Here is a 24,212-nt window from a genome sequence, read left to right as displayed (position 1 = left end):
CATTCGACTGGTATCACGCCCGCGAAATCCCTATAATTGCCGCGTTTGACGCTCCGGCGTCGTCCTTCCTTAACATCCAGGTTAATCAGGTCGCTAAATTTATGACTGATAAGTCTCATCAGTGCGTCATTATAGGCATCGCCGGCGCATCGGCTTCAGGTAAAAGTCTAATTGCCAGTACGCTTTATCGCGAACTGCGTGAACAAGTAGGTGATGAGCATATCGGCGTCATTCCCGAAGACAGCTATTACAAAGATCAATCCCATCTGTCGATGGAAGAGCGCGTTAAAACGAACTATGACCACCCAAATGCAATGGATCACAGCTTGCTGTTCCAGCATTTAGAAGCGCTCAAGAGCGGCCAGGCGATTGAACTGCCCGTTTACAGTTACGTAGAACACACCCGCACCCAGGAAACCATCCGCATCGAGCCGAAAAAGGTCATTATCCTCGAAGGCATCCTGCTTCTAACCGACGCCCGCCTGCGTGAATCCATGAACTTCTCGATTTTCGTTGATACTCCGCTGGATATCTGCCTGATGCGCCGCATCAAGCGTGACGTGAATGAGCGCGGCCGTTCGATGGACTCCGTCATGGCGCAATACCAGAAAACGGTTCGCCCGATGTTCCTGCAGTTTATTGAGCCATCCAAACAATACGCCGATATCATTGTGCCGCGCGGGGGTAAAAACCGCATTGCTATAGATATCTTAAAAGCGAAAATCAGCCAGTTTTTTGAATAAGCCGCGTGAATTGTGTACCGTTCAGAGATAACCTGGTTTTACCCTGAGCGCTTATCGTCTCAGGGTACGATGCATGAAAGGAGAAAGTGCCATGCGTCTTTGTGATCGCGATATTGAAGCCTGGCTGGATGAAGGCCGTTTGTCTATTACCCCACGTCCACCCATTGAGCGTATCAATGGTGTGACCGTTGATGTACGGTTGGGGAATAAATTCCGCACCTTTAGCGGCCATACCGCACCGTTCATTGACCTCAGCGGGCCGAAGGACGAAGTCAGCGCTGCGCTCGATCGTGTGATGAGTGACGAAATCGTTATCGACGAGGGCGAAGCTTTCTATCTGCATCCGGGTGAACTGGCCCTGGCGGTGACGTTTGAATCTGTAACCCTGCCTGCGGACCTGGTCGGCTGGCTTGATGGCCGTTCTTCGCTGGCGAGATTGGGGCTGATGGTTCACGTGACCGCGCACCGTATCGATCCAGGCTGGTCGGGGCGTATTGTGCTGGAATTCTTCAATGCCGGTAAATTGCCGCTGGCGCTGCGGCCGGGAATGATGATCGGCGCGTTAAGTTTTGAACCGCTGTCAGGCCCGGCAGATCGTCCTTATAACCGTCGCCAGGACGCAAAATATCGCGACCAGCAGGGCGCGGTTGCCAGCCGCATTGATAAAGACTGATCGTTAGCCCATTGAGGATGCCATGAGAAGAGTTCTGACAACGCTGATGATTTTGCTGGTGGTGCTGGTGGCTGGCCTTTCGGCGTTGGTTCTGCTGGTTAACCCCAACGATTTCCGCGCTTACATGGTGCGGCAGGTCGAGGCACGCAGTGGTTATCAACTGAATCTTGACGGGCCGCTGCGCTGGCACGTCTGGCCGCAGCTCAGCATTCTCTCTGGCCGCATGTCGCTCACCGCGCCGGGAGCGTCCCAGCCGCTGGTGTCCGCAGACAACATGCGCCTTGATGTGGCGCTGATCCCGCTCATTTCCCATCAGCTGCAGGTTAAGCAGGTGATGCTGAAAGGCGCGGTGATTCAGCTCACCCCACAAACCGAAGCCGTGCGTGATGCAAATGCGCCGGTCGCGCCGCGCGAGAATACCCTGCCTGATGAGCCGTCCGATACTGGCTGGTCCTTTGATATCGGCAAGCTGAAAGTTGCCGATAGCGTGTTGGTTTTCCAGCATGAACACCAGGAGCAGGTGACCGTTCGCGACATTAACCTACAGATGGAACAGGATGCTCACCACTTTGCGACGGTAGAGTTTAGCGGGCGCGTGAATCGCGATCAGCGTGATTTGACCCTGTCGCTGAATGCGAATGTGAATGCGTCAGACTACCCGCATCAGCTCACGGCTGATATCCAGCAGCTTAACTGGCAGCTGACGGGGGCCGATCTTCCCGCCCAGGGTATCGCCGGGCAGGGAACGCTGCAGGCCGTATGGCGCGAAGAACAAAAACAGCTGGAGCTGGATAATCTCAACCTGCAGGCTAATGACAGTAGCCTGAAGGGGCAGGCGAGCGTCACGCTCGAAGAGAAGCCGAAGTGGGTGCTGAATCTGCAGTTTGACAGGCTCAACCTTGAAAACCTGTTGCCGCCTCTGCCAGCCAGCGCCACGGACAGCGATGCCACGCAGACGGGGCAAAGCCAGGCACCGGTATCACGTCCGGTTATCTCGTCTAATCTCGATCAACCTGACTATAACGCCCTGCGTGGATTCACAGCGGATATTCTGCTGAAAGCCAATAGCCTGCGCTGGCGAGGCATGGACTTTACCGACGTGAGCAGCCAGATGTTTAACCATAACGGTTTGCTGGTGATCTCCGAACTGAGCGGTAAGATGGGCGCAGGGAACCTCTCGCTGCCCGGTACGCTGGATGTCCGTAAAGACGTTGCCAGCGCCGAATTCCAGCCGCGTCTCGACAATGTTGAGATAGGCACCATCCTGAAGGCTTTTAACTACCCGATATCCCTGACGGGGCAGTTGACGCTCGCGGGTGACTTCTCAGGTTCGCAAATTGATGCCGATGCTTTCCGCCGCGAGTGGCAGGGGCAGGCGCATCTCGATCTGAAAAATTCCCGTATGGAAGGGCTTAACTTCCAGCAGCTGGTGCAGCAGGCGGTTGAGCGCAGCAGCGATGTAAAAGCCCAGGATAACTACGACAGCGCCACCCGCCTCGAGAGCTTCACCGCGGACCTGACTCTGGACAACGGCCAGCTTACTCTCGACGGAATGCAGGGCGCCTCTTCACTCTTATCAGTGACCGGTGAAGGCAAGCTGGATCTGGTGAAAGAGACGGCGGATACGCGCTTTAACGTTCGGGTACTTTCCGGCTGGCAGGGTGAAGGCAAGCTCATCGACTTCCTGAAAGAGACGCCGGTCCCGCTGACCGTATACGGCAAATGGCAGGCACTGAATTACAGCCTGCAGGTGGATCAGATCCTGCGCAAGCATCTGCAGGATGAAGCGAAACGTCGGCTTAGCGGCTGGGCGGATCGTAATAAAGATTCACAGGACGGCAAGGATGTGAAGAAGCTGCTGGATAAGCTGTGATGTCCGTTGCGCCGGGTGGCGGCTTCGCCTTACCCGGCCTACAAAAACCGAACATCGTAGGCCGGGTAAGCGAAGCGCCACCCGGCTTTTTTATACCTCAAAATCCAGTTCTTCTTCATCCCGCAGCGGAATGAGCTGAACCTTCTGCACTCGATGGTTTTCAATCTGCAGCGTTTTGAGCAGATAGTCTCCCACCTGAACCTCTTCTCCCGGCTGCGGGATACGCTGTAAGTACTCCATCAGCAGGCCGGCAATGGTGTGATATTCCCGTTTTTCATCCAGCGGCAGCGGCACGTATTGCACCAGGTCTTCCAGCGGCATGTGGCCGTTAGCCGTCCAGGAGCCGTCTGCGTTTTTCTGAATGTCGTGGCGCGCGTCAATCTCATCCACCTCGTTAGGCAGATTACCGGCGATCGTTTCCATCACGTCGCTGAGCGTGACCAGCCCTTCCACTGAACCAAACTCATCTACTACAAAGGCAAAGTGCGTGCGCGCGTTACGGAATTGCTCCAGGGCGGAAAGCAGCGGTAGCCCTTCCGGGAATACCAGCGGCTGGCGAACCAGGACGCGGAGATTGAGCGGCTCGCCGTGAAGCTGCTGCTGGAGCAGGTCAATAACGTGCACCACGCCCAGCAGCTCATCTTCCTCTTCACCGCCGGTCACCACCACGCGGGTGTGCTGGTTTTTATCCAGCAGGGCGCGAACGTGCGCTTCCGGGGCCGTCAGGTCGATATGTTCAATGTCATGTCGCGATGTCATGATGCTGCTAACCGTCCGCTGATTGAGATTGAGCACCCGCTCAATCATCAGCCGTTCCTGCGGGTTAAAGATCTGCCCGTCGCTGTGATCGGCCAGCATGGCGGAGGATTCGGCGTCCAGCTCGGCATCCTCTTTCTTACCGCTTAACAGGCGCATAACCGTGTCGGCCGTGCGCTGACGCAGGGTCTGATTCGCGGAAAGGAAGCGGCGGCGGTTAAATATCGCCAGCTGGTTAAGCGCCTCAATCATGACGGAGAATCCGATGGCGGCATACAGGTAGCCTTTCGGAATATGGAAGCCAAAGCCGTCGGCCACCAGGCTAAAGCCAATCATCAGCAGGAAGCTCAGACAGAGGATCACGATGGTCGGGTGACTGTTCACGAAGCGGGTCAGCGCCTTGCTGGCCATTACCATCAGCGTGATGGCAATTATGACTGCGGCCATCATCACCGCAAGGTGGTCCACCATCCCGACGGCGGTGATCACCGAGTCAAGGGAGAAGACCGCATCCAGCACCACGATTTGAGCCACCACCGGCCAGAATTTCGCCCCGCGGCGCTGGGTCGGGTTCTCGCTGTCTTTGCCCTCCAGCCGCTCGTTGAGCTCCACCGTGGCTTTAAACAGCAGGAACAACCCGCCGAAGAGCATGATCAAGTCGCGGGCGCTAAAGCTCAGACCGTGAATGGAGAACAGAGGCTGAGTGAGCGTCACCAGCCAGGAGATAGAGGCCAGCAGCAGTAGCCGCATCACCATTGCCAGCATCAGACCCGTTACGCGCGCGCGGTCGCGCTGGGAAGGAGGCAGTTTTTCAGCGAGGATGGCGATAAAGACCAGATTATCAATCCCGAGCACCAGCTCGATGACGACCAGCGTAACCAGCCCGGCCCAGATTGAGGGATCGGCAATCCATTCCATAGTAATAGCAATACCTTCTGTAATATGACAAATGTCACACTTCGATCATGGATAAAGCTGGGGGAAATTGCAATGCCGGGCTGAGATTTCTCTTAATACGACGGGTAAAAAAGAGAGCATTCTCAATAATCTGTAAATAAGCGAAATACGTATATTTAATTACAGGGAAAGCATTTTAGGATATATCGCAGGTGATGATTTTTGCTTTCATTTTGTCAATATAAAGAAAATCCTAAAAGGTCAAAAATTTGCTCTTAATATTAATCTTAAAAACCGATATTAGGACAGTTGTCTCCTTGCCTGCTATTAGGTTAGCTGCAACAATTCTCCCAGCATCAAATGTTAAATCTCGGTGTTGCTATTAATGTTCGGTCTTCAGGGATGGTTATTCATTATTCGTCGGGTTTCTCAAGCGACTGATATATTTCCAGAAGACCTTGCTCAAGAGGGTGTCTATCCATAACACATTGTTTAGTCAGTGGATTGGTAACTGAAAGCCAAGGGCGGTAGCGTGCCTGAAAGCGTGTGAATCAGCCTCGATTATTCTGTCAAGAGCCAATGGATGAATAAGCTTTTTTTAGGACTGATGCCAGTTATATTTCTATTTGATTAACTGCATGCTGAAACCCAATACGACTCGAGCTTATTTAAATTGCACAGGATAATTACTCTGCCAAAGTGATAAATAATCAATGATGAAATCCAAAATGAAATTGATGCCATTATTGGTGTCTGTGACCTTGATGAGTGGTTGCACGGTCTTTCCCGGCAGCAATATGTCAACAATGGGTAAGGATGTGATCAAGCAACAGGATGCCGATTTTGATCTCGACAAAATGGTGAATGTTTATCCACTTACGCCTCGTCTGGTCGAACAATTACGTCCACGTCCGAATGTTGCCCAGCCGAATATGTCGCTGGACCAGGAAATTGCGTCCTACCAGTATCGCGTGGGGCCGGGTGACGTGATCAACGTGACCGTCTGGGACCACCCTGAACTGACCACGCCTGCGGGCCAGTACCGCAGCTCAAGCGACACCGGTAACTGGGTGCAGTCAGATGGCACCATGTTCTATCCCTACATTGGTAAAGTCCATGTTGCGGGGAAAACGCTTGCCGAGATCCGTAGTGATATTACCGGCCGCTTAGCGCAGTACATCGCCGATCCGCAGGTGGACGTTAATATCGCCGCATTCCGCTCGCAAAAAGCCTATATCTCCGGCCAGGTGAACAAATCCGGCCAGCAGGCCATCACCAACGTTCCTCTGACCGTACTGGATGCCATCAACGCCGCGGGCGGGTTAACCGACGGTGCCGACTGGCGCAACGTCGTGCTCACCCACAACGGGAAGGAGCAGCGCATTTCGCTGCAGGCGCTGATGCAAAACGGCGATCTGACCCAGAACCGCCTGCTTTATCCGGGCGACATTCTCTACGTGCCGCGCAATGACGATCTGAAAGTCTTCGTGATGGGTGAAGTGAAGAAACAGAGCACCCTCAAGATGGACTTCAGCGGTATGACGCTGACCGAAGCGCTGGGCAATGCTGAGGGTATCGATCTGACGACCTCTAACGCGACCGGTATCTTCGTGATCCGTCCGCTGAAAGGTGAGGGCAGCGCGAAAGGCAAGATCGCCAACATCTACCAGCTGGATATGTCCGATGCGACTTCTCTGGTGATGGCGACGGAGTTCCGTCTCCAGCCATACGATGTGGTGTATGTCACCACCGCGCCGGTTGCCCGCTGGAACCGTCTGATCAACCAGTTGCTGCCAACCATCAGTGGCGTTCGCTACATGACGGATACGGCGCGCGACATTCATACCTGGTAATCCGCGATGTTTAACAAAATTCTGGTGGTATGCGTGGGGAACATTTGCCGTTCCCCTACGGCTGAACGGTTGTTGAAACACTACCAGCCCGAACTAACCGTTGATTCGGCAGGGCTGGGTGCACTGGTCGGTAAAGGTGCCGATGAGCGCGCAACGAGCGTAGCGCGGGATCATCACCTCTCTCTTGACGGTCACGTGGCTCGCCAGGTCACTGGCCGCATGTGCCGGGAGTATGACCTGATCCTGACGATGGAAAAACGCCATATTCATGCGCTGTGCGATATCGCTCCGGAGATGCGCGGCAAGGTGATGCTGTTTGGTCACTGGGACAATGAACGTGAAATCCCCGATCCGTATCGCAAAAGCCATGAGGCCTTTGAGGCGGTTTACACCTTACTTGACCAGTCTGCCCAACAGTGGGCGCAGGCACTGAAAGTTCAGCAGGGATAACAATGACAGAAAAAACAAGACCTTCTGCCGCCCCGACTTCGGGCAGTGATGAAATTGATATTGGGCGCCTGGTCGGCACTGTTGTAGAGGCAAAGTGGTGGGTGCTTGGCATTACCGCCGTATTCGCCGCGGCGGCCGTCGTTTATACGCTGTTCGCCACCCCTATCTACAGCGCCGACGCGCTGGTGCAGATCGAGCAGAATACCGGCAACTCGCTGGTGCAGGATATCGGCTCCGCGCTGGCGAACAAGCCGCCGGCATCCGACGCTGAAATTCAGCTCATCCAGTCACGTCTGGTGCTGGGTAAAACGGTTCACGATCTCGGGCTCGATATCTCCGTCACCAAAAATACCTTCCCAGTCTTTGGTGCCGGCTGGGACCGTCTGATGGGGCGAAGCAATGACACGGTGAAAGTCACTGACTTCGTGCTGCCGAAAGGGGCTGCCGATCAGACGTTTACCCTGACGGTGCTTGGCCCGAAACAGTATCAGCTAACCAGCGACGCAGGTTTTAGCGCCCGCGGTGAAGTGGGGCAGATGCTGACCAAAGACGGCGTCAGCATGATGGTCAGCGCGATTAACGCCCAGGAGGGCGGTGAATTCACCGTCACCAAATTCTCCACGCTGGGGATGATCAACAATCTGCAAAACAACCTGACCGTCACCGAAAACGGTAAGGACACCGGCGTGCTGAGCATGACCTTTACCGGTGAAGATAAGGATCAAATCCGCGACATCCTGAACAGCATTACCCGCAACTACCTTGAGCAGAACGTCGAGCGTAAGTCGGCGGAAGCGGCGAAAAGCCTGGCGTTCCTGTCAAAACAGCTTCCGGAAGTGCGCGCCCATCTGGATGAAGCCGAGAACAAGCTGAACGCTTATCGTCAGGATAAAGACTCCGTTGACCTGCCGCTGGAGGCAAAATCAGTCCTTGATTCGATGGTCAACATTGATGCGCAGCTCAACGAGCTGACCTTCAAAGAGGCGGAAATTTCCAAGCTTTATACCAAACGCCACCCGGCCTACCGCACGCTGCTGGAGAAACGCCGTACGCTGGAAGAGGAGAAGGCGAAGCTCAATGACCGCGTGACCGCGATGCCGAAAACGCAGCAGGAGATCGTGCGTCTGACCCGCGACGTGGAGTCCGGACAGCAGGTTTACATGCAGCTGCTGAACAAGCAGCAGGAGCTGAAAATCACCGAAGCCAGTACCGTCGGTGACGTGCGTATCGTCGATCCGGCGATTACCCAGCCAGGGGTGCTGAAGCCGAAGAAAGCGCTGATTATTCTCGGCAGCATTATTCTCGGCCTGATGCTCTCCATCGTCGGTGTACTGCTGCGTTCGCTGTTTAACCGCGGAATCGAAAGCCCGCAGGTGCTGGAAGAGAGCGGTATCAACGTCTATGCCAGCATTCCGCTGTCTGAGTGGCAAAAATCCCGTGACAGCGTGAAAACCATCAAGGGCGTTAAGCGTTACAAACAGAGCCAGCTTCTGGCGGTGGGTAACCCAACAGACCTTGCTATCGAAGCGATCCGCAGCCTGCGCACCAGCCTGCACTTCGCGATGATGCAGGCCAAAAACAACGTCCTGATGTTAACCGGCGTTAGCCCGTCAATCGGTAAAACCTTCGTCTGCGCCAACCTGGCGGCCGTTGTCAGCCAGACCAACAAGCGCGTGCTGCTGATCGACTGCGATATGCGTAAGGGCTACACCCACGAACTGCTGGGCACCAACAACGTTAACGGTCTGTCGGAAATCCTGCTCGGTAAAGGTGACATCAGCCAGAGCGCGAAACCTACAACGGTGCCGAAATTCGATCTGATCCCACGCGGTCAGGTGCCACCTAACCCGTCCGAACTGCTGATGAGCGAACGCTTCACCGAACTGGTGGAGTGGGCGAGCAAAAACTACGACCTGGTGCTGATCGATACGCCGCCGATTCTGGCCGTGACCGACGCAGCCGTCGTTGGCCGCCATGCGGGCACCACGCTGATGGTAGCGCGTTACGCGGTGAACACCCTGAAAGAGGTAGAAACCAGCCTGAGCCGCTTCGAGCAGAACGGGATTGAGGTGAAAGGGGTGATCCTGAACTCCATCTTCCGCCGCGCGACCGGGTACCAGGATTACGGGTATTACGAGTACGAATATAAGTCTGACAGCAAATAACAATCCCCCTCACCCTAACCCTCTCCCGAGGGGAGAGGGGCGGGGTGAGGGATCAGGGGAAGATCATGACCACACAACGCCCTTTAGTTTCAATCTATATGCCGACATGGAATCGTCAGCAGCTGGCGATCCGCGCAATCAAGTCGGTGTTACGTCAGGATTACGATAACTGGGAGCTGATCATCGTTGATGACTGCTCTTCCTCGTATGAACAGCTGCAAAAGTTTGTGACTGACCTCAACGACCCGCGGGTGGTCTATACCCACAACGCCATCAACTCCGGCGCCTGTGCGGTGCGTAATCAGGCGATTATGCAGGCCAAAGGGCAGTATCTCACCGGAATCGACGACGATGACGAATGGACGCCTAACCGCCTGTCTATTTTCCTGTCGCATAAAGAACAGCTGGTTACGCACGCTTTCCTGTACGCCAACGACTATGTCTGCCAGGGCGAGGTCTACTCGCAGCCCGCCAGCCTGCCGCTGTACCCGAAATCACCGTACTCACGCCGCCTGTTCTACAAGCGCAACATTATTGGTAACCAGGTATTCACCTGGGCGTGGCGCTTCAAAGAGTGCCTGTTCGATACCGAACTCAAGGCCGCGCAGGATTACGATATCTTCCTGCGAATGGTGGTGGAATACGGCGAGCCGTGGAAAGTGGAAGAGGCTACGCAAATCCTGCACATCAACCACGGGGAGATGCAAATCACCTCCTCGCCGAAGAAGTTCTCCGGCTACTTCCATTTTTACCGCAAGCATAAGGACAAGTTTGACCGTGCCAGCCGTAAATATCAGCTCTTTACCCTCTATCAGATCCGCAATAAGCGCATGAACTGGCGCACGCTGCTGACGCTGCTGTCCGTGCGTAACGGTAAGCGTCTGGCTGATGGACTTCGGGGGAAATAATGTTTCTGGAAGATTGCCGCGCTAACAGCTGGAGCCTGCGTCCGTGCTGCATGGTTCTGGCGTACCGCATCGCGCACTTTTGCTCGGTGTGGCGTAAGAAAAATGTCCTGAACAACATCTGGGCGGCACCCGTGCTGGTGCTGTACCGCATCATTACCGAATGCTTTTTTGGCTATGAAATTCAGGCCGCTGCCACCATTGGCCGCCGCTTTACCATCCATCACGGCTATGCGGTGGTGATCAACAAGTTCGTGGTCGCCGGGGATGATTTCACCATCCGCCATGGGGTGACCATTGGCAACCGCGGGCCGGACAGCCTGGCCTGCCCGGTTATCGGCAATAACGTCGAGCTGGGCGCGAACGTGGTGATCATCGGTGACATTACGATTGGTAATAACGTCACGATTGGTGCTGGCAGCGTGGTGCTGGACAGCATTCCGGATAACGCGCTGGTGGTGGGAGAAAAAGCCCGCGTGAAGGTGATTAAATGAACATTCTGCAATTTAACGTACGCCTCGCAGAAGGCGGCGCGGCAGGCGTGGCGCTGGATCTGCACCAGCGCGCGCTGCAAAAAGGACTCCAGTCTCGTTTTATTTACGGCTATGGCAAAGGCGGCAAGAAAAGCGTTAGCCACGATAATTTCCCGCAGGTACATAAGCACACGCCGCGCCTGACCTCGATTGCTAACATTGCGCTGTTCCGTCTGTTTAACCGCGATCTGTTTGGCAACCTGAACACGCTGTACCGCACGGTAACCCGTACCACCGGCCCGGTTGTGCTGCATTTTCACGTGCTGCACAGCTACTGGCTGAATCTGGAAGAGGTGGTGGCGTTCTGTCAGAAGGTGCAGGCCCACAAGCCCGACACCCGCTTCGTCTGGACGCTGCACGATCACTGGAGCGTAACCGGGCGCTGCGCGTTTACCGACGGCTGCGAAGGCTGGAAAAACAACTGCCAGAAATGCCCGACGCTGAGCAACTATCCGCCGGTGAAGGTGGATCGCGCGCATCAGCTGGTCGCCGGAAAGCGCCAGCTTTTCCGCGACATGCTGTCGCTCGGCTGTACGTTTATCTCCCCGAGCCAGCACGTGGCCGATGCCTTCAACAGCCTGTACGGGGCAGGGCGCTGTCAGATTATCAACAACGGCATCGACGTGGCGACGGAAGCCATTCTCGCCGAGCTGACGCCGGTGGCAGAAACCGCGGGCAAACCGAAAATCGCTATCGTTGCGCATGACCTGCGCTACGACGGGAAAACCAACCAGCAGCTGGTGCGCGACATGATGGCGCTGGGTGACAAAATTGAGCTTCATACCTTCGGCAAATTTTCCCCGTTCGAAGGGGCTAACGTGGTGAACCACGGGTTTGAAACCGATAAGCGCAAGCTGATGAGCGCTCTTAATGAAATGGATGCGCTGGTATTTAGTTCACGCGTGGATAACTACCCGCTGATCCTCTGCGAAGCGCTCTCTATCGGCGTGCCGGTGATTGCCACCCACAGCGATGCGGCACGTGAAGTGCTGGAAAAATCCGGCGGCAAAACTTTTGCCGAGCAGGAGGTTCTGCCGCTGGTTCAGCTGCCGAAGGCGCAGATCGCTCAGGCCGTTTTTGGCACTGACCTGGAATCGTTCCGCAACCGCAGCCGCAAGGCCTACAGTGGACAACAGATGCTGGAGGAATATGTCTCGTTCTATCAGAATCTGTAGTTATCTGCTGCTGCCGCTGATCTACCTGCTGGTCAACGTCAAAATTGCCCAGCTCGGCGAAAGCTTTCCGATAACCATCGTCACCTTCTTGCCCGTTCTGCTTTTGCTGTATGTCGATAAAATCAACCTTAAGAAGCTGATGATTGCCTTAGGGTTGGGCACGGGCCTGACGCTGTTTAACTACATCTTTGGCCAGTCGCTGGATGCCAGTAAATACATCACCTCGACCATGCTGTTTGTTTATATCGTTATTATTATCGGAATGGTCTGGAGTATTCGCTTCAAAACGATTTCTCCGCACAATTATCGGAAAATCCTCAGGTTCTTTTATATTGCCGTTGCGTTAATTGTTATGCTTGCTGCCATGGAGATGGCGCAAATTATTCTTACCGGCGGCAGCAGCCTGATGGAGATAATTTCGAAATATCTCATTTACAGCAACAGCTATGTATTGAACTTCATCAAGTTCGGCGGGAAGCGTACCACGGCCCTCTATTTTGAACCGGCGTTTTTCGCTCTGGCGTTAATCTCAATTTGGCTCAGCATCAAACAGTTTGGTATCAAAACGCCTAAGACCGATGCTATGATTCTTGCAGGAATTGTTCTCTCTGGATCGTTCTCAGGGGTAATGACATTTATCCTGTTTTACCTGCTGGAATGGGCGTTTCAGTACCTGAACAAAGATGCGATTAAGAAAAAACTGCCGCTGGCGATTATCTCCCTGACGGTATTTATGGTGGGCGTGATATTTGCCTTCCCGTACATCTCAGAACGTCTGGGTGATTTGGGAACGGAAGGGTCTTCGTCCTATTATCGCATCATTGGACCGCTGGTGATGGTGGGTTATTCCTTAACCCATATTGATGGTGTAGTAAGATTCGGCTCACTTTACGAATATGTTGCATCATTCGGAATCTTTAACGGTGCGGATGTCGGTAAAACCATAGACAATGGTCTGTATCTGTTAATTATTTATTTTTCATGGTTCGCCGTACTGTTGACGCTGTGGTATCTGTTTAAAGTTTTCAAAATGATGATTAACGCGTTTGGTGATAACCAGAACTTTCGCGTGCAACTTTATCTGTTTACGCCGGTGTCGCTGTTTTTTACCGGGTCAATATTTAGCCCGGAATATGCTTTCTTGATTGTCTGTCCGTTTATTCTGCGCAAAGCGCTTAATATTACGCACGTATGACGAAATGAGGTGATTTATGTTTCTTAGCGTCATTACTGTCGCTTTTCGTAATTACGAAGGGGTGGTAAAAACCTGGCGCTCGCTGCGCAACCTGGCGCGCGATCCAAGCCTCACCTTTGAGTGGATTGTGGTCGACGGCGGCTCGAACGATGGCACGGCGGAGTTTCTGGAAAAACTCAACGGTGAGTTCAACTTACGCTACATCAGCGAGAAAGATAAAGGCATCTACGATGCGATGAACAAAGGCATCAATATGGCGCAAGGCCGTTATGCCATCTTCCTGAATTCGGGTGATATTTTCCATGACGACGTGGCGCTGTTTGCCCGTCAGCTGGCGCGCCAGAAAGAGGACGCCATGTATATTGGCGATGCGCTGCTTGATTTTGGCGACGGACATAAAGTGTGCCGCAGCGCGAAGCCGGGCTGGTATATCTACCATAGTTTGCCCGCCAGCCATCAGGCCATTTTCTTTCCGGTAAAAGGTCTGAAAAAACAGCCTTATGATTTGCAGTATAAAGTGTCATCCGATTATGCGCTGGCAGCCAGTCTGTATAAGTCAGGTTACCCGTTCCGCCGAATTAAAGGGCTGGTATCTGAATTTTCGATGGGTGGCGTGTCAACCTCGAATAATCTGGAGTTGTGCCGGGATGCCAAAAACGTACAGCGTAAAATATTACGCGTGCCGGGGTTCTGGGCGGAGTTGTCTTATTTTTTACGCGTGCGCACCACGAGTAAAACGAAAGCCTTATATAACAAAGCCTGAATATAAGGAAACGTAATGCAGGATCTGAACGGTTTCTCCGTACCGAAAGGTTTTCGGGGGGCGGGCGGTATTAAAGTGCAGCTATGGTGGGCCGTTCAGGCCACCTTATTTGCCTGGTCACCGCAAATACTGTACCGCTGGCGAGCATTTTTATTGCGCCTGTTTGGCGCAAAAATAGGAAAAAACGTAGTCATTCGGCCTTCGGTGAAAATTACCTATCCGTGGAAATTAACGCTCGGGGATTATGCCTGGGTAGGGGATGACGCGGTGTTATATACCCTTGGCGAGATTACGATTGGCGCAAATTCGGTGGTTTCACAGAAATGTTATTTGTGTACCGGAAGCCATGACTTTATGAGTCAGCATTTTGATATTACCGCCTCGCCTATTGTGATTGGCGAAAAATGCTGGCTGGCAACGGATGTTTTTGTTGCACCGGGTGTATCTGTTGGCGATGGCACGGTAGTCGGTGCCCGCAGCAGCGTTTTTAAATCGCTACCGGCAAATAAAGTTTGCCGTGGCAACCCCGCAGTGGTGATACGCGAACGCGTTGAAACTGATTAAATTCATAAGTAGAGGAATATAAACATGTCTAAAGTCGCTCTCATCACCGGCGTTACCGGGCAGGATGGTTCTTACCTGGCAGAATTACTGCTGGAAAAAGGTTATGAAGTACACGGTATTAAGCGTCGTGCGTCTTCTTTCAACACCGAACGTGTGGATCACATCTATCAGGATCCGCACGCGGCGAACCCGAAATTCCACCTGCACTACGGCGACCTGACCGATACCTCCAACCTGACCCGTATCCTGCAGGAAGTGCAGCCGGATGAAGTCTACAACCTGGGCGCGATGAGCCACGTTGCGGTCTCCTTCGAATCCCCGGAGTACACCGCTGACGTTGACGCCATGGGCACGCTGCGTCTGCTGGAAGCGATTCGCTTCCTCGGCCTCGAGAAGAAAACCCGTTTCTATCAGGCATCCACCTCTGAGCTGTACGGTCTGGTGCAGGAAATCCCGCAGAAAGAGACCACGCCATTCTACCCGCGCTCTCCGTACGCGGTGGCAAAACTGTACGCTTACTGGATCACCGTGAACTACCGTGAATCCTACGGCATGTACGCCTGTAACGGCATTCTGTTCAACCACGAATCCCCACGTCGCGGCGAAACCTTCGTGACCCGCAAAATCACCCGCGCTATCGCCAACATCGCGCAGGGTCTGGAGTCTTGCCTGCACCTTGGCAACATGGATTCCCTGCGTGACTGGGGCCATGCCAAAGACTACGTGAAAATGCAGTGGATGATGCTGCAGCAGGAACAGCCAGAAGACTTCGTGATCGCGACCGGCGTGCAGTACTCCGTTCGTCAGTTCGTTGAAATGGCTGCCGCACAGCTGGGCATCAAGCTACGCTTCGAAGGCACCGGCGTGGAAGAGAAGGGCATCGTGGTTTCCGTGACCGGCCATGACGCACCGGGCGTGAAGCCTGGCGACGTGATTGTGCAGGTTGACCCGCGCTACTTCCGTCCTGCTGAAGTAGAAACCCTGCTGGGCGACCCAACCAAAGCGCACGAGAAGCTGGGCTGGAAACCAGAAACCACTCTGCAGGAGATGGTTTCCGAGATGGTAGCCAAAGATCTTGAAGCAGCGAAAAAACACTCCCTGCTCAAGTCTCATGGCTACGAGGTTGCCATCGCGCTGGAGTCCTGAGAATGACAAAACAACGTATTTTTGTCGCCGGTCATCGCGGAATGGTGGGTTCCGCGATTGTGCGCCAGCTCGAGCAGCGCGGTGACGTAGAAGTGATTGTCCGCACCCGCGACGAGCTAAACCTGCTCGACAGCCGTGCGGTACAGGACTTCTTTGCTAACGAACGCATTGAACAGGTGTATCTGGCGGCGGCGAAGGTGGGCGGCATTGTTGCCAACAACACTTACCCGGCGGATTTCATCTACGAAAACATGATGATCGAGAGCAACATCATTCACGCGGCGCATTTGCACAACGTGAACAAGCTGCTGTTCCTCGGCTCATCCTGTATTTACCCGAAAATGGCGAAACAGCCGATCGCCGAAAGCGAGCTGCTGCAGGGCACGCTGGAAGCCACCAACGAGCCGTACGCGATTGCCAAGATTGCCGGGATCAAGCTGTGCGAGTCCTACAACCGTCAGTACAACCGCGACTATCGTTCGGTGATGCCGACCAACCTGTACGGACCGCACGACAACTTCCACCCGAGCAACTCGCACGTGATCCCGGCGCTGCTGCGTCGCTTCCACGAGGCGACTGCCGAGAACGCGCCGGACGTTGTGGTGTGGGGCAGCGGTACGCCGATGCGTGAATTCCTGCACGTGGACGACATGGCTGCGGCCAGCATTCACGTGATGGAGCTGGATCGCGAGGTGTGGCAGGAGAACACCGAGCCGATGCTGTCGCACATCAACGTGGGCACCGGCGTGGACTGTACCATTCGCGAGCTGGCGCAGACCATCGCGCAGGTGGTGGGCTACAAAGGCCGCGTGGTGTTTGACGCCACGAAACCGGACGGCACGCCGCGCAAGCTGCTGGACGTGACCCGTCTGCATCAGCTGGGCTGGTATCACGAGGTGTCACTGGAGCAGGGTCTGGCCAGTACCTACCAGTGGTTCCTGGAAAACCAGCACCGCTTCCGGGGGTAACGATGTTTTTAAGTCAGGAAGATTTTGCCACGGTAGTGCGTTCCACTCCGCTCATCTCAATTGATCTGATTGTGGAGAACGAACGCGGCGAGTTCTTGCTGGGGAAACGAACCAACCGTCCTGCACAGGGCTTCTGGTTCGTGCCCGGCGGGCGCGTGCAGAAGGATGAGACGCTTGCCGATGCGTTTGAGCGTCTTACTCTGGCGGAACTGGGTCTGCAGCTGCCGATGGCAGCGGGCCAGTTTTACGGGGTCTGGCAGCACTTCTATGACGATAACTTTTCAGGCACCGGGTTCACCACGCACTACATCGTGCTGGGGTTCCGCCTGAAGGTGAGTGAGGCAGACCTGCGTCTGCCTGATTCTCAGCATGACGACTACCGCTGGCAAACGCCAGAGGCGCTGCTGGCGAGCGACAATGTGCACGACAACAGTCGCGCCTATTTCCTCGCTGAACGTCAGTCCGGGGTGCCGGGCTTATGAAGATCCTCGTATACGGAATCAACTACTCGCCGGAATTAACCGGCATCGGGAAATACACCGGCGAGATGGTCGAGTGGATGGCGAGCCAGGGACATGACGTGCGGGTCATTACCGCGCCGCCGTACTACCCGGAATGGAAAGTGGGGGGGCGCTACTCAAGCTGGCGCTACCGTCGCGAAGAGGGCGCAGCGACCGTCTGGCGCTGCCCGCTGTATGTGCCTAAGCAGCCCTCGACGCTGAAGCGGTTGATTCATCTTGGCAGCTTTGCTCTGAGCAGCTTCTTCCCGCTGATGGCGCAGCGTCGCTGGAAGCCGGATCGCATTATCGGCGTGGTGCCGACGCTGTTTTGCACGCCGGGCATGCGCCTGCTGGGCAAACTCTCCGGCGCGCGCACCCTGCTGCACATTCAGGATTATGAAGTGGACGCCATGCTGGGCCTGGGGATGGCAGGCAAAAGCAAAGGTGGAAAGGTGGCGAAGCTCGCCAGCGCCTTTGAGCGCAGTGGCTTACACAACGTGGATTACGTCTCAACTATTTCGCGCTCGATGATGAACAAGGCGCAGGAGAAAGGCGTCCCGGCGGAGAAGGTGATCTTCTTCCCGAACTGGTCCGAAGTGGCGCGTTTTCGCGACGTGACTGAGCAAGACGCTCAGGCGCTTCGCGCGCAGCTCGGTTTGCCTGAAGATCAAAAAATCATTCTTTACTCAGGCAACATCGGCGAAAAGCAGGGACTGGAGAGCGTGATCGAGGCGGCTCAACTGCTGAACGAACATCCATGGACGTTTGTGATTGTCGGGCAGGGCGGTGGGAAAGCGCGTCTGGAAAAAATGGTCAGCGAACGCGGCATGACCAACGTGAAATTCTTCCCGCTTCAGTCTTACGAGGCATTGCCTGCGCTGCTGAAGATGGGCGACTGCCATCTGGTAGTGCAAAAACGCGGCGCGGCGGATGCGGTGCTGCCGTCCAAGCTGACCAACATTCTGGCAGTGGGCGGCAACGCGGTGATTACGGCCGAAGCCGAAACTGAATTAGGCCAGCTGTGTGACAGCTATCCGGGGATTGCCGTGTGCGTAGAGCCGGAATCGGTTCCGGCGCTGGTCACCGGAATTGAGCAGGCACTTGCCATGCCAAAAGTGAACACGGTGGCACGTGAATATGCCGAACGCACGCTCGAGAAAGAGAACGTGCTGAGCCAATTTATTGCAGATATACGGGGATAAATCATGAGTCAAACCACTTTGTATCCGGTTGTGATGGCTGGTGGCTCTGGTAGCCGGTTGTGGCCGCTGTCCCGCGTGCTCTATCCAAAACAGTTCCTCTGCCTGAAAGGGGATCTCACCATGCTGCAGACGACGGTGAACCGTCTCCACGGCGTGGAGTGTGAAAGCCCGGTGGTGATTTGTAACGAACAGCACCGCTTTATTGTTGCCGAGCAGCTGCGTCAGCTGAACAAACTAACAGAAAACATCATTCTGGAGCCTGCCGGACGCAATACCGCGCCTGCGATCGCCCTGGCGGCGCTGGCGGCAAAACGCAGCAGCCCGAACTGTGACCCGCTGATGCTGGTGCTGGCGGCAGACCATGTCATCCAGCAGGAAGAGGCCTTCCGCGACGCGGTGCGTGCGGCCATTCCTTACGCCGAAAGCGGTAAGCTGGTGACCTTCGGCATCGTGCCGGATCTGCCGGAAACCGGCTACGGATACATCCGTCGCGGCAACGTGACGCCGGGTGAAGGCGACAGCGTGGCGTTTGACGTGGCGCAGTTCGTTGAAAAACCGAATCTGGAAACCGCGCAGGCGTATGTCGCCAGCGGTGAGTATTACTGGAATAGCGGGATGTTCCTGTTCCGCGCCGGACGCTATCTGGAAGAGCTGAGCAAATATCGCCCGGATATTCTGCACGCCTGCGAGAAAGCGATGGCGGTGGTGGACCCGGATCTCGACTTCATCCGCGTGGATGAAGAGGCGTTCCTCGCCTGCCCGGAAGAGTCGATTGACTACGCGGTGATGGAACGCACGGCGGACGCCGTTGTGGTACCGATGGATGCGGGCTGGAGCGACGTGGGCTCCTGGTCCTCCCTGTGGGAGATCAGCGCCCATACCCCGGAGGGTAACGTCCACCACGGCGATGTCATTAGCCACAAAACGGAAAACAGCTACGTCTACGCCGAGTCCGGCCTGGTCACCACGGTTGGGGTTAAGGATCTGGTGGTGGTCCAGACCAAAGACGCGGTGCTGATTGCTGACCGTAACGCCGTGCAGGACGTTAAAAAAGTGGTGGAGAAGATCAAGGCGGATGGACGCCACGAGCACCACATTCACCGTGAAGTCTACCGTCCCTGGGGTAAATATGATTCCATCGACACAGGCGACCGCTATCAGGTGAAACGCATCACCGTGAAGCCGGGCGAGGGGCTGTCGGTGCAGATGCACCATCACCGCGCCGAGCACTGGGTGGTGGTTGCGGGTACCGCTAAAGTCACTATCGACGGTGAAGTCAAGCTACTGGGCGAAAACGAGTCCATTTATATTCCGCTGGGGGCGACGCACTGTCTGGAGAACCCGGGGAAAATTCCTCTCGACTTAATTGAGGTGCGCTCCGGCTCGTATCTGGAAGAGGACGATATCGTGCGCTTCCAGGACCGCTACGGGCGGGTGTAGCACTCTGCATTATGCCCGGTAGCGTTACGCTTACCGGGCCTGCGAATGACAAAAAAAATCAATTTGGCCATTTAGTGGTCAGGGCCGACTGTTGCCTGAAAAAGGGGTCATCATGGAAAAATTAACCTGTTTTAAAGCCTACGATATTCGCGGCAGGCTGGGCGAAGAGCTGAATGAAGATATCGCGTGGCGCATTGGCCGCGCGTACGGCGAATACTTAAAACCGCAGACCATCGTGCTGGGCGGTGACGTGCGTCTGACCAGCGAATCCCTGAAGCTGGCCCTGGCGAAAGGGCTGCAGGATGCGGGCGTGGACGTGCTGGACATCGGCCTTTCCGGAACCGAAGAGATTTACTTTGCCACCTTCCACCTGGGCGTGGACGGCGGTATCGAAGTGACGGCCAGCCACAACCCGATGGACTACAACGGGATGAAGCTGGTGCGCAAGGGTGCCCGTCCTATCAGCGGCGACACCGGCCTGCGCGACGTGCAGCGCCTGGCGGAAGCCAACGATTTCCCGCCGGTGAACGAGGCGAAGCGCGGCAGCTACAAAAAAATCAACCTGCAGAAAGAGTACATCGACCACCTGCTGGGCTACATCAACGTGGCAAACCTGAAGCCGCTGAAGCTGGTGATTAACTCCGGCAACGGCGCGGCCGGCCCGGTTGTCGATGCCCTGGAAGCGCGCTTTAAGGCCCTGAACGTGCCGGTGACCTTCGTGAAAGTGCACAACACCCCGGACGGCAACTTCCCGAACGGTATTCCTAACCCGCTGCTGCCGGAGTGCCGCGACGACACCCGCAACGCGGTGATTGAGCACGGCGCGGACATGGGCATCGCCTTTGACGGTGACTTCGACCGCTGCTTCCTGTTCGACGAGAAAGGGCAGTTCATCGAGGGCTACTACATTGTCGGCCTGCTGGCGGAAGCGTTCCTTGAGAAAAACCCGGGCGCGAAAATCATTCATGACCCGCGCCTTTCCTGGAACACCGTCGACGTGGTGTCAGCGGCGGGCGGCACGCCGGTGATGTCCAAAACCGGCCACGCCTTCATCAAAGAGCGCATGCGCGAAGAAGACGCCATCTACGGCGGCGAGATGAGCGCCCACCACTACTTCCGTGACTTTGCCTACTGCGACAGCGGGATGATCCCGTGGCTGCTGGTGACCGAGCTGCTGTGCCTGAAGGGACAGACGCTGGGCGAGCTGGTACGCGACCGTATGGCGGCGTTCCCGGCGAGCGGGGAGATCAACAGCAAGCTGGCGGAGCCGGCCGAGGCGATTGCCCGCGTGGAGCAGCACTTTGCGATTCACGCGCTGGAAATTGACCGTACGGACGGCATCAGCATGGCGTTCCCGCAGTGGCGCTTTAACCTGCGCTCGTCCAATACCGAGCCGGTGGTGCGCCTGAACGTGGAGTCTCGTGCTGACACCGCGCTGATGGAAGCCCGAACGAAGGACATTCTGGCGCTGTTGAATCAGTAATACTTGCCCCTCCCGGTGGGAGGGGGAACCGAATACAGGAACAACGATGACGAATCTAAAAAAACGCGAACGAGCGAGAACGAATGCATCGTTAATCTCTATGGTGCAGCGTTTTTCTGATATCACCATCATGGTCGGTGGATTGTGGGCGGTGTGTCGGATCGGCGGGCTGCCGTTCTTATACATGCATCTGCTGATGGCCCTGATTGCGCTGGTCGTGTTTCAGATGATCGGCGGAATGACCGATTTCTACCGCTCGTGGCGCGGCGTGAAAATGACCACCGAACTGATGCTGCTGCTGCAGAACTGGACCCTCAGCCTGATCTTCAGCGCAGGACTGGTGGCGTTCAGCCATGATTTTGATAATCGCCTCGTCACCTATCTCTGCTGGTATTTAATATCCAGCGTCGGCATGGTGGTGTGCCGCTCCCTGATCCGCTTCGGTGCGGGCTGGCTGCGTAACCGCGGCTATAACCGTCGCTTCGTTGCCGTAGCAGGCGATCTGCCGGTTGGTAAGGTTCTGCTCGACAGCTTCCGCAAAGAGCCGTGGTTAGGGTTTGAAGTGGTTGGGATTTACCACGACGCGAAGCCGGGCGGCGTGCCGTCGGACTGGGCGGGCAATTACGAACAGCTTATTGAAGACGCGAAAGCCGGTAAAATTCACAACGTCTACATCGCCATGCAGATGAGAGACGAATCCCGCATTAAGCAGCTGATGCGCGAGCTGGCGGACACTACCTGTTCGGTGATCCTCATCCCGGACGTCTTTACCTTCAACATCCTTCATTCACGCATTGAAGAGGTGAACGGCGTGCCGGTGGTACCGCTGTACGACACTCCGCTGTCGGGCATTAACCGCGTGCTCAAGCGCGTGGAAGATATCGTGCTCTCCTCGCTGATTTTACTGCTCATCTCCCCGGTGCTGTGCTGCATTGCCCTGGCGGTGAAGCTGAGCTCTCCCGGCCCGGTTATTTTCCGCCAGACCCGCTACGGTATGGACGGTAAGCCGATTATGGTGTGGAAATTCCGCTCCATGAAGGTGATGGAAAACGACAAGGTGGTGACCCAGGCGACGCAGAACGATCCGCGCGTCACCCGCGTGGGGAACTTCCTGCGCCGTACCTCGCTGGATGAACTGCCGCAGTTTATCAACGTCTTTACCGGCGGAATGTCGATTGTTGGCCCGCGTCCGCACGCGGTGGCGCATAACGAGCAGTACCGCTCGCTGATTGAAGGCTACATGCTGCGCCATAAGGTGAAGCCTGGCATTACCGGTTGGGCGCAGATCAACGGCTGGCGCGGCGAAACCGACACGCTGGAAAAAATGGAAAAACGCATCGAATTCGATCTGGAGTACATCCGTGAATGGAGTATCTGGTTCGATATCAAGATTGTTTTTCTGACCATCTTCAAAGGTTTCGTGAACAAAGCGGCGTACTAAGATGAGCTTACGTGAAAAAACCATCAGCGGGGCCAAATGGTCAGCGATGGCGACCATCGTCATCATTGGCCTCGGTCTGGTGCAGATGACCGTGCTGGCGCGCATTATTGATAATCACCAGTTTGGCCTGCTGACCGTCTCGCTGGTGATTATCGCGCTGGCCGATACGCTGTCTGATTTTGGTATCGCCAATTCGATTATCCAGCGCAAAGAGATCAGCCATCTGGAGCTGACCACGCTCTACTGGCTGAACGTGGGGCTGGGGATTTTCGTGTTCGTGCTGGTATTCCTGCTGAGCGATACCATCGCCAGCGTGCTGCACAACCCGGATCTCGCTCCGCTGATGCGCACGCTGTCGTTTGCGTTCGTGGTGATCCCGCACGGGCAGCAGTTCCGCGCGCTGATGCAGAAAGAGCTGGAGTTCAACAAGATCGGCATGATCGAGACCAGCGCCGTGCTGGCGGGCTTTACCTTTACCGTCGTGAGCGCCCATTTCTGGCCGCTGGCGATGACCGCAATTCTGGGATACCTGGTTAACTCTGCCGTGCGTACGCTGCTGTTCGGCTACTTTGGCCGCAAAATTTACCGTCCCGGGCTTCATTTCTCTCTTGCGTCCGTCTCGTCCAACCTGCGCTTTGGCGCGTGGCTGACGGCGGACAGTATCATCAACTATGTGAATACCAACCTGTCGACGCTGGTGCTGGCGCGTATTCTCGGCGCGAGCGTGGCGGGGGGCTACAACCTGGCCTACAACGTCGCGGTGGTGCCGCCGATGAAGCTGAACCCGATAATCACCCGCGTCCTTTTCCCGGCGTTTGCCAAGATTCAGGACGACACCGAGAAGCTGCGCGTCAACTTCTACAAACTGCTTTCCGTGGTGGGGATTATTAACTTCCCGGTGCTGCTGGGGCTGATGGTGATTTCCAGCAACTTCGTGCCGCTGGTGTTTGGCGAGAAGTGGAACGGTATCATCCCGATCCTGCAGCTGCTGTGCGTGGTGGGGCTCCTGCGCTCCGTGGGGAATCCGATTGGTTCCCTGCTGATGGCAAAAGCGCGCGTGGATATCAGCTTTAAGTTCAACGTGTTCAAAACCTTCCTGTTTATTCCGGCGATTATCGTCGGCGGGCATATGGCGGGCGCCATCGGCGTCACGCTGGGCTTCCTGCTGGTGCAGATCGTCAATACCGTTCTGAGCTACTTCATCATGATCAAGCCGGTGCTGGGCTCCAGCTACCGTCAGTACATCCTGAGCCTGTGGCTGCCGTTCTATCTCTCGTTGCCGACCCTGGCGGTGAGCTACGGCCTGGGCATCATCCTCAGCGGTCACCTGCCGCTGGCCGCGCTGCTGGCGGTGCAGGTTGCCGCGGGCGCGCTGGCATTTGGCGTGATGATTGTGCTTTCACGCAATGCGCTGGTGGTGGAGATGAAGCGCCAGTTTTGCCGTAACGAAAAAATGAAAACGCTGCTTCGCGCAGGCTAGTTATTTA

The 24,212-nt window shown here is 55.5% G+C and carries 21 protein-coding genes; 20 read left to right on the top strand and 1 reads right to left on the bottom strand.

All coding sequences use genetic code 11. The features are described 5' to 3' along the window. Positions 1-101: 101 nt before the first annotated feature. From udk to asmA, 3 genes are all read left to right on the top strand, one after another. Positions 102-743 carry a uridine kinase gene (gene udk, locus AB3N39_RS13665; protein ID WP_008500855.1) on the top strand — a complete coding sequence of 214 codons (642 nt, stop codon included), beginning with the start codon at positions 102-104 and terminating at the stop codon, positions 741-743. A 91-nt stretch (positions 744-834) separates the two neighbouring features. Then, positions 835-1,416 (top strand): dCTP deaminase, encoded by a 582-nt coding sequence (gene dcd / locus AB3N39_RS13660; protein WP_111965787.1) that lies wholly within the window; start codon positions 835-837, stop codon positions 1,414-1,416. Between the two features lie 22 nt (positions 1,417-1,438). After that, positions 1,439-3,289, top strand: coding sequence for an outer membrane assembly protein AsmA (gene asmA / locus AB3N39_RS13655; RefSeq protein WP_288460856.1), 1,851 nt, complete (start codon positions 1,439-1,441; stop codon positions 3,287-3,289). Positions 3,290-3,379: 90 nt separating this feature from the next. Here the strand turns inward: asmA and AB3N39_RS13650 are convergent, their stop codons facing one another. Continuing rightward, positions 3,380-4,963, bottom strand: coding sequence for a TerC family protein (locus tag AB3N39_RS13650; protein ID WP_133294777.1), 1,584 nt, complete (start codon positions 4,961-4,963; stop codon positions 3,380-3,382). A 692-nt stretch (positions 4,964-5,655) separates the two neighbouring features. Between AB3N39_RS13650 and AB3N39_RS13645 the strand changes: the two genes are divergently transcribed. From AB3N39_RS13645 to wzxC, 17 genes are all read left to right on the top strand, one after another. Next, positions 5,656-6,795: a polysaccharide export protein gene (locus AB3N39_RS13645; RefSeq protein ID WP_014170829.1), complete on the top strand. Its 1,140-nt coding sequence runs from the start codon at positions 5,656-5,658 to the stop codon at positions 6,793-6,795. A gap of 6 nt (positions 6,796-6,801) precedes the next feature. Next, positions 6,802-7,245, top strand: coding sequence for a low molecular weight protein-tyrosine-phosphatase Wzb (gene wzb, locus AB3N39_RS13640; RefSeq protein WP_023312405.1), 444 nt, complete (start codon positions 6,802-6,804; stop codon positions 7,243-7,245). A 2-nt stretch (positions 7,246-7,247) separates the two neighbouring features. Then, positions 7,248-9,410, top strand: coding sequence for a tyrosine-protein kinase Wzc (wzc, locus tag AB3N39_RS13635; RefSeq protein ID WP_111965784.1), 2,163 nt, complete (start codon positions 7,248-7,250; stop codon positions 9,408-9,410). Between the two features lie 65 nt (positions 9,411-9,475). Further along, positions 9,476-10,318, top strand: a complete 843-nt coding sequence (wcaA, locus tag AB3N39_RS13630) for a colanic acid biosynthesis glycosyltransferase WcaA (RefSeq protein WP_023312403.1) — start codon at positions 9,476-9,478, stop codon at positions 10,316-10,318. Continuing rightward, positions 10,318-10,809 (top strand): colanic acid biosynthesis acetyltransferase WcaB, encoded by a 492-nt coding sequence (gene wcaB, locus AB3N39_RS13625; protein WP_115875801.1) that lies wholly within the window; start codon positions 10,318-10,320, stop codon positions 10,807-10,809. Before wcaA ends, wcaB begins: the two co-directional genes overlap by 1 nt. Then, positions 10,806-12,023: a colanic acid biosynthesis glycosyltransferase WcaC gene (wcaC, locus tag AB3N39_RS13620; protein ID WP_111965782.1), complete on the top strand. Its 1,218-nt coding sequence runs from the start codon at positions 10,806-10,808 to the stop codon at positions 12,021-12,023. Before wcaB ends, wcaC begins: the two co-directional genes overlap by 4 nt. Further along, entirely contained in the window at positions 11,998-13,218 is a 1,221-nt protein-coding gene (gene wcaD / locus AB3N39_RS13615) for a colanic acid polymerase WcaD (RefSeq protein WP_133294776.1), read from the top strand. Before wcaC ends, wcaD begins: the two co-directional genes overlap by 26 nt. A 16-nt stretch (positions 13,219-13,234) precedes the next feature. Continuing rightward, the gene (gene wcaE / locus AB3N39_RS13610) at positions 13,235-13,981 is read left to right on the top strand and encodes a colanic acid biosynthesis glycosyltransferase WcaE (RefSeq protein ID WP_133294775.1); all 747 of its coding nucleotides are present in this window, start codon (positions 13,235-13,237) and stop codon (positions 13,979-13,981) included. Positions 13,982-13,996: 15 nt separating this feature from the next. Beyond that, the gene (wcaF, locus tag AB3N39_RS13605; protein ID WP_045908623.1) at positions 13,997-14,545 is read left to right on the top strand and encodes a colanic acid biosynthesis acetyltransferase WcaF; all 549 of its coding nucleotides are present in this window, start codon (positions 13,997-13,999) and stop codon (positions 14,543-14,545) included. Positions 14,546-14,569: 24 nt separating this feature from the next. Continuing rightward, positions 14,570-15,691 (top strand): GDP-mannose 4,6-dehydratase, encoded by a 1,122-nt coding sequence (gmd, locus tag AB3N39_RS13600; RefSeq protein WP_003863514.1) that lies wholly within the window; start codon positions 14,570-14,572, stop codon positions 15,689-15,691. 2 nt (positions 15,692-15,693) lie between these two features. Further along, entirely contained in the window at positions 15,694-16,659 is a 966-nt protein-coding gene (locus AB3N39_RS13595) for a GDP-L-fucose synthase (RefSeq protein ID WP_143345304.1), read from the top strand. 2 nt (positions 16,660-16,661) lie between these two features. Then, positions 16,662-17,141 carry a GDP-mannose mannosyl hydrolase gene (locus tag AB3N39_RS13590; RefSeq protein ID WP_115875796.1) on the top strand — a complete coding sequence of 160 codons (480 nt, stop codon included), beginning with the start codon at positions 16,662-16,664 and terminating at the stop codon, positions 17,139-17,141. After that, on the top strand, positions 17,138-18,361 hold the full coding sequence (gene wcaI / locus AB3N39_RS13585) for a colanic acid biosynthesis fucosyltransferase WcaI (protein WP_367896809.1): 1,224 nt from the start codon (positions 17,138-17,140) through the stop codon (positions 18,359-18,361). Before AB3N39_RS13590 ends, wcaI begins: the two co-directional genes overlap by 4 nt. A 3-nt stretch (positions 18,362-18,364) precedes the next feature. Then, a complete protein-coding gene (cpsB, locus tag AB3N39_RS13580; protein ID WP_367896808.1) occupies positions 18,365-19,801 on the top strand; it encodes a mannose-1-phosphate guanyltransferase in 1,437 nt (478 codons plus the stop codon). Between the two features lie 112 nt (positions 19,802-19,913). Beyond that, complete coding sequence (gene cpsG, locus AB3N39_RS13575; protein ID WP_127731618.1) at positions 19,914-21,284, top strand: colanic acid biosynthesis phosphomannomutase CpsG; 1,371 nt, start codon at positions 19,914-19,916, stop codon at positions 21,282-21,284. A 46-nt stretch (positions 21,285-21,330) separates the two neighbouring features. Continuing rightward, on the top strand, positions 21,331-22,725 hold the full coding sequence (gene wcaJ, locus AB3N39_RS13570; protein WP_115875793.1) for an undecaprenyl-phosphate glucose phosphotransferase: 1,395 nt from the start codon (positions 21,331-21,333) through the stop codon (positions 22,723-22,725). A 1-nt stretch (position 22,726) separates the two neighbouring features. Further along, positions 22,727-24,205, top strand: coding sequence for a colanic acid undecaprenyl disphosphate flippase WzxC (gene wzxC / locus AB3N39_RS13565; RefSeq protein WP_336223032.1), 1,479 nt, complete (start codon positions 22,727-22,729; stop codon positions 24,203-24,205). Positions 24,206-24,212 lie beyond the last annotated feature (7 nt).

Origin of the sequence: Enterobacter vonholyi (assembly GCF_040834095.1) — a bacterium.
GTDB lineage: Bacteria > Pseudomonadota > Gammaproteobacteria > Enterobacterales > Enterobacteriaceae > Enterobacter > Enterobacter vonholyi.
This window is presented reverse-complemented; position numbering and strand designations above follow the sequence as displayed.